The 12,145-nt window shown below is 56.0% G+C and carries 10 protein-coding genes; 1 reads left to right on the top strand and 9 read right to left on the bottom strand.

Annotated features, from left to right (window positions below; translation table 11 throughout):
• Positions 1-74: 74 nt before the first annotated feature.
• Positions 75-419: a YejG family protein gene (locus tag L362_RS11670; RefSeq protein ID WP_008500952.1), complete on the top strand. Its 345-nt coding sequence runs from the start codon at positions 75-77 to the stop codon at positions 417-419.
• Between the two features lie 3 nt (positions 420-422).
• On the opposite strand, the gene yejF is transcribed toward L362_RS11670, so the two are convergent.
• The 9 genes from yejF to L362_RS11715 all read right to left on the bottom strand — a co-directional run bounded on the left by yejF (position 423) and on the right by L362_RS11715 (position 12,013).
• Positions 423-2,012, bottom strand: coding sequence for a microcin C ABC transporter ATP-binding protein YejF (gene yejF / locus L362_RS11675; protein ID WP_023344559.1), 1,590 nt, complete (start codon positions 2,010-2,012; stop codon positions 423-425).
• Between the two features lies 1 nt (position 2,013).
• Positions 2,014-3,039, bottom strand: a complete 1,026-nt coding sequence (locus L362_RS11680) for an ABC transporter permease (RefSeq protein ID WP_008500950.1) — start codon at positions 3,037-3,039, stop codon at positions 2,014-2,016.
• On the bottom strand, positions 3,039-4,133 hold the full coding sequence (locus L362_RS11685; RefSeq protein ID WP_008500949.1) for a microcin C ABC transporter permease YejB: 1,095 nt from the start codon (positions 4,131-4,133) through the stop codon (positions 3,039-3,041). The genes L362_RS11680 and L362_RS11685 overlap by 1 nt, the downstream gene beginning before the upstream one ends.
• Positions 4,134-4,142: 9 nt before the next feature.
• Positions 4,143-5,948 carry an extracellular solute-binding protein gene (locus tag L362_RS11690; protein WP_008500948.1) on the bottom strand — a complete coding sequence of 602 codons (1,806 nt, stop codon included), beginning with the start codon at positions 5,946-5,948 and terminating at the stop codon, positions 4,143-4,145.
• Between the two features lie 73 nt (positions 5,949-6,021).
• Positions 6,022-7,578, bottom strand: a complete 1,557-nt coding sequence (locus L362_RS11695; RefSeq protein WP_023344558.1) for a cyclic di-GMP phosphodiesterase — start codon at positions 7,576-7,578, stop codon at positions 6,022-6,024.
• Between the two features lie 127 nt (positions 7,579-7,705).
• Positions 7,706-8,275, bottom strand: coding sequence for a bifunctional murein DD-endopeptidase/murein LD-carboxypeptidase (gene mepS / locus L362_RS11700; RefSeq protein ID WP_008500946.1), 570 nt, complete (start codon positions 8,273-8,275; stop codon positions 7,706-7,708).
• Between the two features lie 415 nt (positions 8,276-8,690).
• Positions 8,691-9,404, bottom strand: a complete 714-nt coding sequence (locus tag L362_RS11705) for a phosphatase PAP2 family protein (RefSeq protein ID WP_023618663.1) — start codon at positions 9,402-9,404, stop codon at positions 8,691-8,693.
• A gap of 33 nt (positions 9,405-9,437) precedes the next feature.
• Positions 9,438-10,424 (bottom strand): CobW family GTP-binding protein, encoded by a 987-nt coding sequence (locus L362_RS11710; protein WP_023294045.1) that lies wholly within the window; start codon positions 10,422-10,424, stop codon positions 9,438-9,440.
• 122 nt (positions 10,425-10,546) lie between these two features.
• Positions 10,547-12,013, bottom strand: coding sequence for a mannitol dehydrogenase family protein (locus L362_RS11715; RefSeq protein WP_023344557.1), 1,467 nt, complete (start codon positions 12,011-12,013; stop codon positions 10,547-10,549).
• Positions 12,014-12,145: the final 132 nt, after the last annotated feature.

Raw genomic sequence — 12,145 nt, 5'->3', positions numbered from 1 at the left:
GTGCAGGCTGGCGATGATGTGTTACTATAAATGTAAATAAATTGTGAAGTAAATTTTGCTTCCGGGGAACGAACGTGAATACATTACAACTTTCTATTGTCCATCGCTTGCCCCAGAGCTATCGCTGGTCGGCGGGTTTTGCTGGTTCGAAAGTTGAACCGATTCCGCAAAACGTCGCGGGCTGTGAAAACTGCCTGGTGGCGCTCAAGCTGCTGAGCCCGAGCGATGAAAATGCATGGCGGGTGATGGAGCGTCTCAGTCAGGCCCTGACGGATATCGAAGTGGACAGCTCCGTGCTGGAATGCGAAGGGGAGCCGTGCCTGTTTGTGAAAAGCCAGGACGAGTTTGCTGCCACCTGCCGCCTGAAAAATTTTGGCGTTGCTATTGCAGAGCCTTTCTCCGGCCAGTATCCATTCTGAGCGCTAGTCTGACGACAACAGCTGGCGCGTGTAGCGCTGCGTTGGCGCGCTAAATACGCGCTGGCACTCTCCCTGCTCGACCACCTCTCCCTGTCGCAACACAATCACCTGATGGCATAGCGCCCGCACCACCTGCAAATCATGGCTGATAAAGATATAGGCCAGCCGGTGCTTTTCCTGTAGCCCTTTAAGCAGCGCCAGGATCTGCGCCTGTACGGTCCTGTCCAGAGACGACGTCGGTTCATCCAGAATAATTAGCTCTGGTTTCAGGATCAGCGCGCGGGCAATGGCGATACGCTGGCGCTGCCCGCCGGAAAATTCCGCAGGATAGCGGTGGCGCGTCTCGGGATCTAAACCCACTTCAACCATTACCCGCATGACCTCCTGCTCGCGCTGCTGTGCGCTCAGGCCGGGCTGATGGACGCGCAGGCCCTCTTCGACAATCTGTAACACGCTGAGCCGCGGGTTAAGCGAGGAGTTGGGATCCTGAAAGACCACCTGCATGCGAGGACGTACGGGCAGCATCTGGCGGCGGTTCCAGCGGTGCAGCGGCATGCCGTCAAACAGGATTTCGCCCTGTGAGGCAATTAAGCGCAGCAGCGCCAGACCGGTGGTGCTTTTACCCGAGCCGGATTCGCCCACCAGCCCCAGGGATTCTCCCGGGCGCAGCGAGAAGCGGATGTTTTTCAGCACCGGGTTGCGATCGACAATGCGCCGCAGAATACCTTTGCGGATCGGGAACGAGACGGACAGATCCTCAACGCGCAGCAGCGGCGTGCTGTCAGCGTCGAGGGGAACCGGGTCCCCGGAGGGTTCGCTGTCGAGCAGGCGCTGCGTATAGGGGTGTTGCGGCGCGCTCAGCAGCGTGGACGCCGCATTCTGTTCAACACAGCGGCCGTTTTGCATCACCGCGACGCTGTCGGCCAGCTTTCTCACAATGCTCAGGTTGTGCGTGATAAACAGCAGGCTCATGTTTAGCTCGTCACGCAGGTCCCGCAGCAGCGTCAGTATTTGCGCCTGTACCGTCACGTCCAGCGCCGTTGTGGGCTCGTCGGCAATCAACAGCTCGGGGCGCGTCAGCAGCGCCATGGCAATCATCACGCGCTGGCGTTCGCCGCCGGAGAGCTGATGCGGAAAATCATTCAGCCGTTTGGCCGCATTGCGTATGCCTGTGCGCTCAAGACAATCCAGAATTTCTCCCCGCGCGGCCTCTTTGCGCATCCCACGGTGCAGGGAGAGCACTTCATAGAGCTGTTTTTCCAGGCTGTGCAGAGGGTTAAGCGACACCATCGGCTCCTGGAAGATCATCGCGATTTTGTTGCCGCGAATGCCGCGCAGGGTCTGTTCGTCGGCGTGCAGCAGCGAACGGCCGTGAAAAAGGATATCCCCTTGCGGGTAGCTCACCGGCGGAGAAGGCAGCAGCCGCAGGATGGAGAGCGCCGAAACGCTCTTGCCTGAACCCGACTCACCCACCAGGGCCAGCGTTTCACCGCGCTGGATCTGCAGCGTCAGGTCGCTGACCATGGTGCGCGTCTCGTCCTGTTTTGAAAAGGCAATCGACAGGTTATCAATACGGAGCAGGGGCTGGGTCATTTTAAACCGCCTTGTTCGGATCAAAGGCATCGCGCACGGCTTCGCCAATAAAAATCAGCAGCGACAGCAGCACGGCCACGGAAAGAAAGGCGGCGATGCCTAACCACGGCGCCTGCAGGTTGTTCTTGCCCTGCAGCAGCAGTTCGCCGAGCGACGGGGAACCCAACGGTAGCCCGAAACCGAGAAAATCCAGTGAGGTGAGGGTGGTGATGGAGCTGCACAGAATAAACGGCAGGAAGGTGAGCGTTGCCACCACGGCGTTGGGCAGCATATGGCGGAAGATGATCCCGCGGTCGCTCACGCCAAGCGCTTGCGCGGCGCGAATATAGTCGAAATTACGGGTGCGCAGAAACTCGGCCCTGACCACACCGACCAGCGCCATCCAGCCGAACAGGACGGTGATGCCTAATAGCCACCAGAAGTTGGGCTGTACGACGCTGGAAAGCAGGATGATCAGAAAGAGCGTCGGCATGCCTGACCAGACCTCAATCACCCGCTGGCCCCAGAGGTCAATTTTCCCGCCGTAGTAGCCCTGAATGGCGCCCGCCACGACGCCCATCACGCTGGAGAAGATCGTCAGCATCAGCCCAAAGAGAAGCGAAATACGCGTGCCATACAGGATGCGCGCCAGCACGTCACCGCCGTTAGCATCCGTTCCCAGCCAGTTTTGCGCGGAGGGCGGGGAAGGGAAGGGGGTCGTGGTGGCGAAGTTAATGCTGTTTGCGCCAAAACGCACCGGCGCCCAGAGCGCCCAGCCGTGCTGCTCAATCTGCTGGCGAAGCCACGGGTCCTGATACTCTGCCGGCGTCGCAAACGGGCCGCCAAAGTCGCTTTCGTTGTAATTGGCGATGACCGGCACGTACCAGCGATCGTTAAAATGCACCAGCAGCGGTTTATCGTTAGCGATCAGTTCTGAAAACAGGCTTAAGACAAACAGCACGGCAAAAATCCACAGCGACCAGTAGCCGCGGCGGTTGTGGCGAAAGCGGGCCCAGCGGGCCTGGTTGACGGGGCTTAAACGCGGCATCATCGGCCCTCAAAATCGATTCGGGGATCGACCAGCGTATAGCTGATATCGCTGATGATATTCAGCAGCAGGCCAATCAGGGTGAAAATATAGAGCGTGCCGAACATTACCGGATAGTCACGCGACACGGTGGCCTCATAGCCCAGCAGGCCCAGACCGTTAAGCGAGAACATCACCTCTATCAGCAGCGAGCCGGTAAAAAACATACTGATGAACGTGGCCGGAAATCCGGCGATCACCAGCAGCATGGCGTTGCGGAACACGTGCTTCCACATGATCTGCTTCTCGCTCACGCCTTTAGCGCGGGCCGTGACGACGTACTGTTTACGAATTTCATCAAGAAAGGCGTTTTTGGTCAACATGGTCAGGGCCGCAAACCCGCCAATGACCGTGGCCAGAACCGGCAGCGTGATATGCCAGAGGTAGTCGGTGATTTTCTGGTACCACGGCAGGGAGCTGAAATCGGCGGAGACGAGCCCCCGCAGCGGGAAGAGATCAAAATAACTGCCCCCGGCAAAAAAGACGATCAGCAGAACGGCGAACAGAAACGCCGGGATGGCATAGCCGATAATGATGAACGTGCTGCTCCAGATATCGAACCGGCTGCCGTTGTACACCGCTTTGCGGATCCCAAGCGGTATAGAGACCAGATAGATGATCAGCGTACCCCACAGCCCGAGCGTGATCGAAACCGGCAGGCTTTGCTTGATCAGCGTCAGCACTGACGCACTGCGAAACAGGCTATCGCCAAAATCAAAGCGGATGTAATCCCAGAGCATCTTGAAATAGCGCTCGTGAATCGGTTTATCAAAGCCGTAGCGGTGGGTGATCTCGGCGATCACCTCCGGATCCAGCCCGCGTCCGCCGCGGTAATGGCTTTCGCTGATATTCCCTACGCCAGTTCGCGCATGGCTGGCGCCCATCCCTTCGCCGCCGCCGCCCGGCATGCCGCCGCTGTTGCCAAATTCAATGGCGGCAATGGCCTGATCGACCGGCCCGCCGGGAGCGATTTGCACGATGAAAAAGTTAATCGTGATGATGGCCCACAGGGTGGGGATGACCAGCAGCAGACGGCGGAGAAGATAGGCACCCATGATAATTCCTTATCGCCGCTCAGCGGGAAGTCTGGCGGCTTTGTTAACGTCATACCACCAGGTGTCAAAGCCCAGAGAATAGACCGGGCGCACGGCAGGCACGGAGAACTTATCCCAGCGCGCAAGGCGATCTTCGCCCATATACCACATCGGCAGCATGTAGTAGTTCCAGGTTAAGACTCTGTCGAGGGCGCGCCCGAGCGGCACGAGCTTGTCTTTATCCCCCTGCGCCGCCACGATTTTCGCAATCAGCGCATCAATCGCCGGGCTTTTTACCCCCGGCGCATTGTACGAGGAGTCGATGTAGCTGGAGGCCCAGGAGATTTGCAGGTCCGAGCTAGGCCACGGCTGCGCGGGCCACAGGCGCTGCATCATGTCGTAATCACGGCTGCGCATGCGGCTGGTGATCTGCGCGTTATCAACCTGGCGAATGTTCATGGTCACGCCCAGCCGCTCAAGGTTGTGCTTAAACGGCAGCACCCACTGGTCGTTGCCCCCGGACGAGAGCAGCAGCTCAAAGCTGAGTGGCTTGCCCGTTTTGGCATCCACACGTTTTTGGTTCTTCAGGTGCCAGCCTGCGTCATCCAGCAGCTTGCTGGCTTTGAGCAGGTTGTCGCGGTCGTAACCGTCACCCTTCGATGCGGGCGGCTGAAACACCGTTGTAAACACCTCTGGCGGTACCTCTGCTTTAAGGGGGGCCAGCAGGACCAGTTCGTCGGCTTTCGGATAATCGCGCGCGGCGTATTCGGTATTCTGAAAATAGCTGTTGGCGCGGCTATAAGCCCCGTAAAACAGCGCTTTGTTCATCCACTCAAAATCAAAGGCCAGGGAGATGGCTTCCCGCACCCGGCGGTCATTAAATACCGGACGCTGAATATTAAACGCCAGCCAGCGGGTGTCCTGGGCAGATTCATTTTTGTGTTCGTCTTTGACGATATAGCCTTTGGCGAAATTTTTGCCGATATAGCGGGTCGCCCAGTTTTTGGCGCTGCTCTCGACCCGCAAATCGAATGCCCCGGCTTTGAACGCTTCAAACGCCACGTTATCGTCGAGGTAGTAATCATAGCGAAGGGTGTCGAAGTTCCAGCGTCCGCGGTTGACCGGCAGATTGGCCGCCCAGTAGTCTTTGACGCGGGAATAGACGACATATTGCCCCATGCGCCAGTCGGTAATGCGGTAGGGGCCGCCAGCCAGCGGAGGCGTTGAAAGCGGGTCGCTCAGCTTATGATTTTTCCAGAACGATTCCGGCATCACCGGCAGCGAGAACAGGCTGAGCATATTCTCTTTGTTCGGTTCGCTCAGCTCAATGCGCACAGTGAGCGGCGCGATGGCTCTGACCGACGCGCCTTTATATACGATGCGGAACTGGGGGACGCCTTCGGTCATGAATTTATGGAAGGTGAACGCAACGTCGCTGGCCTTCACCGGTGTGCCATCGTGAAAACGTGCCCGCGGGTTCAGCGAGATTTCCGCCCAGGCGAAGTTATCGGCGTAACGTACGTTCTCGGCAATCAGCGGATAGTAGCTGCCGGGCTCGTCATCGGAGGTGACAAAGAGCGTATCGTAAAGCGATTCCGTTCGCGCGGCCGCCACGCCGCGCAGGGCGTAGCGGTTGAAGTTGTCGAAGGTTCCCGTGGCGGAAAGCGTGACCTTACCGCCTTTTGGCGCGGCAGGGTTGACGTAATCGAAGTGCGTAAAATTGACCGCGTATTTCGGCTCGCCAATCACCGCGAAGGCGATATTCTCTTTGATGGTTTGCGCCTGGCTGGACAGGCTCGTGAATGCCAACATCAGCAACATAAAGCGCATAAGCATCTCGCGGCAGCTCCCTCTCTACAGACCGGCTCGGTTAAGCTGAATAATAAGTGACGTCACGGGCAATGTGAAATTAATCGCCTTCGGGCGAAATATCAGGCCGCCATTCGCGGAACTGCGCCAGCGGCATCGGGCGGCTAATCCAGTATCCCTGCAGGAAGTTAACGCCGTGTTCGCGCAGCCAGGCCGCCTGTTCCGGCGTCTCTACCCCTTCGGCGACGGTCGACATATTCAGTCGTCTTGCCAGCGTCAGAACGGCATCCAGCACCGGCGACGTCACGGTCTCGGTACCGATCGCATTAACAAAACCACGGTCGATTTTGAGGTAGTCCATGGTGAAATGCTCAAGGTAAATCAGCGCGCTGTGGCCGGTACCAAAATCATCAATGGCGATTTCAAACCCTTCGTTATGCAGCCATTCGAAAAGGGTGTTGGCCTCCCGATGGTTGAGCATATCGCGCTCGGTAATTTCCAGCACGATCTGGAAGTAATCCGGCGGCAGCAGGGCTTTGAAGGTGCGCATATCGTCCTTGAAGCTTTCCGCATGCAGATGCCCCGGTGCAATGTTAATACCCACCTTTGCGCCCGGAGGTAACAGCGTTTGTAACACGGGAGCATCGTGAATGATAAGGTCAAAGAGATGCAGCGTCAGCGGGACAATCAGCTTCTGTGCTTCGGCAAAATTGATAAACGCGTCCGGCGGAATTTCCCCCATTGTCGGGTGTTTCCAGCGCATCAGGACTTCAAGCCCGGTCATCCTGAGCGATTTGGCATCGACGACGGGCTGATAAACCACATAAAACTGACCGCGCTTGATAGCGCTTAAAATTTCTTTACCCGGGTTGAGCCGAATGCTGAGGATGTAGTAGTTAAGCGATCCGGCACAAATCCCGCATACCAGCCCGAAGAACAGCGCGTAGAGAATTTCATCGCTGGTCCATGCGTCCGCATACAGGTTGATGGTCAGGGGGAGGTCTTTCAGCGTCGCCGTGCGGACCGGGATGTCATGCAAGTCGCGGGTATGAACCAGCGTGTTGGACCGCGTCGACAAGGCGTTATCGCCGATAATGATAGCGATACCCGCGAACTCGTCCTGGCGCTCAGTATAGAGCAGGTAAGGCGTCAGATTAATATTCACAGAAGTGAACACCCCGCCGTCCTTCACTAATGGGTTGCGGTACCAGATCGCAATCGCAGGTTCATCAGGCAGCATGGGGGTACCCGGAAGCAACGCCATATCGATCTGTTTATTGATATTCAGCTCAGGTATGAGCGTCTCCATCGGGGCATTCATCGGGCCTGTTGCCGAGGAGCAGAATGCCATCTTGTCCCGGACCAGCAGGAAGGCGCGAACGTTAATGCTGAAGGCCGCGCGTGAGGTGAGTTCCTGGTTGACGTCCTGGCACGTGTTCAGCGTGAGAGGCTGGAGGACATTGACCGCTTTTTTTAGGTCTTCGAAATAGCTCCCCATGTAGGCGCTCACATCATTCACCAGGGTGTCGAATTTGACTTCCCGCTTGTGGTAACTCCACGAAAATTGCAGGGAACCCAGGAGCAGGGCGGTGATGAGACCCGTGATAATACTGAGGATCAGTATTTTACGATTACTGGAGAAGTAGCGGGTGAGCATAGACGTCGTGATTCCTGAAAAGCCGCTTGATGTATTCAGTGTAACGGGCAAAAAAAAACACTGCCGAAGCAGTGCTTTTTTTCATCATATCGCCAGCCAAGGGATAACCAACGATACAATAGTTATATTAACTGCGGGTCAGTACGCGGCGCGCTTCGTTATAACGCTTCTTCCAGTACGGTTCGTTCATGCTGGAAATGGTCACACCGCTACTGGTGGAGGCATGTACGAACTGGTCATTACCAATGTAGATGCCAACATGTCGACCTGTAGACCCCGCGCGGAACAGAACTAAATCGCCGGTGCGCAGTTTGGTACGTGAAATCGACTTGCCCATCTCCTGCTGTTCATAGGTTGAACGCGGAAGATCTAACCCAAATTGCTCGCGGAACGTACGCTGTACAAAACCGGAACAATCAATACCTGTTTTCGTGCTGCCGCCAAGACGATAACGCACGCCTTTCCAGTCAGCATACTGGTCCATAATGCGGGACTTCACGTCCAGATTACGTACCATATTTTCAAATTCATCCTGAGAGGCTTGCAGTGAAGAGGAATCTTCCATTCCCACAACACGCGTCTCAGGATGCATATTCTTCGCGGTGTTCGATGTACTACATGCAGATAACAGTACCGCGACTGCTATCGCCGGGATCCCCCGCAAGATATATCTCAGAAACGGTTGAGATTTGACCATTTTGTTTATTTTCCCTTGAAGTCCTTAACGACAAATATCGTTATAAAAATGCCAAACGTGACGAGACTAATTATCTGTTCACATTGAGACAATTCTTTCTGGTCACATTTGTGGCATAGCGCACAAAATTATTCACCATCGAAATAATTATCCCTATGGGGCAAAACGAGTTCGAGATTAACCGATTGCCAGGGGTATTGCGAGTAAAAAAAGCCTTTTTTTTATAAGAAAATGTGATACAGAAAGTAAAAATCCGTAATTGCTTAAAATGCGGTCAGATCCGACGCGTGATCGCGCAATTGCTTCATTTTTATCATGAATGTGATGACAGGAATATGACAGAGGGAAAAGATCGTGGCGGGAAGGCTATCGGGGATCATGTCGATCCCTGATAGCTCACGTTAATTTAGGTTAGTTATTTGTTTAATTGTTGTTGCGCTCTACCGGGAAGATAGCGATCGAACAACGCTATTATCCTGTCGCTCAGCGGGGTCATTAAACACCACGGCAGCGCAATCAGCGCAACGGAGAGCGAACCGACAGCAATATCGGTGAACCAGTGAGCGCCAATCATTACGCGCGGGAAGGCAAAAACCACAAAAATAATCAGGGCTATGGCAAACGCTTTTCGGCCGAAATAGCGAAGCATGACTGCGGAAAAAATGAGCAGCATCATGCCGTGATCGCCGGGGAAACTGTCCTTCGACGCATCTTTTGTTGGAATATGCAGCAGCTCACTGACGCGATAAATATCGGTGAAAAAGAGCGTAGGGCTGGAACGCTTAACCGGAATAATCGCGGTAGCCAGCTGATTAATGACGACAGCAAACAGCAGCATTACCAGACCGATAATCAGAATACGCCGACGTCCCGCTTTATCCTCTTTCAGCCAGAAAGAGAGCATCAGGCAGCCCATGGCCAGCAGCGAGAAGCCGTCGAAGGCGCGGTTGTTTGTGATGGCCACCAGCCACAGGAATGCGTCGCTCTTCACCAGCGCCTGGTTGAAGAAGTGAAAGATGCCAGAATCCAGGGGGAACCAGAAACCATGATTCGCCGGGATATACCAGGAGAAGAAAAGCGCCAGACCGGCGACATTAAGCAGTAATATCAAGGGAAATCGAGTTGTCATAACGTTCTGCATAGAGTGAAAACTGGGGCAACGTTAGCCGCCCGAACTTAAACGAATCCTCAACAGGCTGGACTGGAGGGCATTCCAGTCGGCGTTAACCGCACTAATTAACTCTATTCGGCTGTCAGGCGGCGCCACGTTTTGCGTTTCAATGAAGAAATCGTCGCCCTGACGGTTGATCCGCACCAGTCCGTCCGGCGTGCGCATGATCCCTTTCACGCGATCGACGGGCGCAAGGCGGGCCCACTCCAGAATCCCGATAGTATCGAAAACGGTCTCAGCATCGAAAATCCATCCGCAGGCCTGGTATCCCTGGCCGCTGTTCAGGTTACGACGCCAGCGCTGGTGCTCCGGCAGGCTCAGGGCTGCCAGACCCTGCTTAACCGGATGGCTGTGCGCATGATCCGCACTGGCAGGCAGCTCGGTGAGGTTCAGACGAGGCAGGTCAAGCAGGGCGCTATCAATATTCCCCTGCGTGGTCTGCACCCGCGTGCGATTGCCGCCAAAATGTTGCCACCACGCCTCCAGCGCGGCCTGGCTTTCAGGCGTGGCGCGATCTTCCTTGTTGGCGACGATAACGTCCGCCGAGGCGAGCTGATCGCGGAAGTTCTCGTTGGCCACCGCCTTGTCATCCAGAAGCTGACGCGGATCGAGCAGGCACAGTGTGGCGCGCAGATCGATCCACGGCTCGTAAACCGGGGCGGTCAGTAAATCGAGGATCTGCTTCGGGTGGCCCAGCCCGGTGGGCTCAATCAGCAGGCGGTCGGGTTTGCCCTGACGCAGCAGGGTATTGAGCCCCACCTGCATCGGCAGGCCATTGACGCAGCACATGCATCCGCCGGGGATCTCTTTAATCATCGCGCCGCTGGATGACAGTAACGCGCCGTCAATGCCCACCTCGCCAAATTCATTGACCAGGACGGCCCACTTCTCGGCCGGATCTTTATTCGCCAGCAGGTGGAGAATTGAGGTGGTTTTACCGCTGCCGAGAAAACCGGTGATGAGGTTGGTTTTGGTCACGTGCGCTCCGGATGAGAATGATGATGCGATAACACTGTTCTCTATCCTGGCGAAAAACGTGACCTGTGAGAAGGGGAAGGGCGAACGGAGGCTTTATCCGTTCGCGTTAAGCGCAACAATCGTTAAATATTTAACGTTTCGATAACAGCCTGACGTGCGCCGTGACGGGTGATGCACTGATAGGCCTGGCTAACAGCCTCAACAAAAACACGATTGTGCGCGAGATCGTGACCAAACACTTCGCTCAGCCCCAGCAGCGCGGGGACGCGGTCGATGTCGCTGCTGGCGTTGACGATCGTGCGGATTTTATCGCTGAGGGGATCGCGAACGTCAATCGCGTTGCCGCGCTCGTCGGTGCCGCTGACGTAGCGTATCCAGCCTGCCACGCCCAGGGCCAGCAGCGACCACGGCGTGTTTCGCTCAAGATGAACGCGGATCCCGTCCAGCATTCTTTGCGGAAGCTTCTGGCTACCGTCCATCGCGATTTGCCAGGTCCGATGCTGGAGGGCCGGGTTGGCAAAGCGTTCGAGCAGGCTATCGGCATACGCGGTGAGGTCGACATCCTTAATCCGTAAGGTGGGGGCCTGCTCGTTCAGCATCAGCCGACGGGCGGCTTCTCGGAGCGCTGCGTCCTCCATGCATTCATTAATATGCGCGTAGCCGGCAAGATACCCGAGATACGCCAGGAAAGAGTGGCTGCCGTTGAGCATGCGTAATTTCATCTGCTCCCACGGCAGAACATCCTGCACCATCTGGACACCCGCCACTTCCCACTCGGGACGGCCGGCGACAAAATTATCTTCTATTACCCACTGAATGAACGGCTCGCAGCTGATGGCGCACGGATCTTCCACGCCGAGCGCGTCGGTGATTTCCGCCAGCGAGGCCTCCGTTGCGGCGGGCACAATCCTGTCGACCATCGTCCCCGGGAAACTCACGTGGCTATCAATCCATTCAGATAACCCTGCGGAACGTTTTTGCGCCATGCCCAGCACCGCGTTTTTCACCACGTGCCCGTTGTCCGGGATATTGTCGCAAGATAGCACGGTAAAGGCGGGCAGGCCGCGCTCGCGGCGGCGGTGGAGGGCTTCGACCAGGATCCCAGGGGCGGAATGTGGCTCTGAGGGGTTTTCAAAGTCGTGGACGATCCGGGGGTTATTCAGGTCGAGTTTCCCGGTCGCGGGATCGATGCAATAGCCTTTTTCTGTGATGGTGAGCGAGACAATCGCGACCTGAGGTTCGCAAAATTTCTCAATAATAGCGGGCAGGGAGTCCAGCTTTGCGTTCAGGCATTCATGGACGGCACCGACGATAATCGCCTCATTTCCTTCAGCCCCTTTTTCCAGCACGGTGAACAGATGATCCTGCGCGCGCAGCTGGCTCATCAGCACATCGCCGCTGAAGAGGCTAATCTCACAAATCCCCCAGTCGCCGCCTTTTTCATTCAGCACCCGATTTGTTAACAAGGCCTGGTGCGCACGGTGAAACGCGCCAAAGCCAAAGTGGACGATGCGGGAGCGCAGTTGCTGACGATCGTAGCGCGGTTGCTGAACCCGGGCAGGAAGGGCGGTGGAGGCAATTGTCTTCATGAGATACACCTGATTAACCATTAATTAACAATGCCAGTGTAAAGTTATATGACAGCAAATAAAATTGGTGAGCCGTAAATATCCCCGTTATGTGAGTTTGATCAATCAATGTGTGGCGGTGTATTGACCCTT

The organism is Enterobacter sp. MGH 16, assembly GCF_000493175.1.
GTDB lineage: Bacteria > Pseudomonadota > Gammaproteobacteria > Enterobacterales > Enterobacteriaceae > Enterobacter > Enterobacter roggenkampii.
The sequence above is the reverse complement of the archived record's forward strand: the minus strand, read 5'-3'. Positions and strand labels throughout refer to the sequence as shown.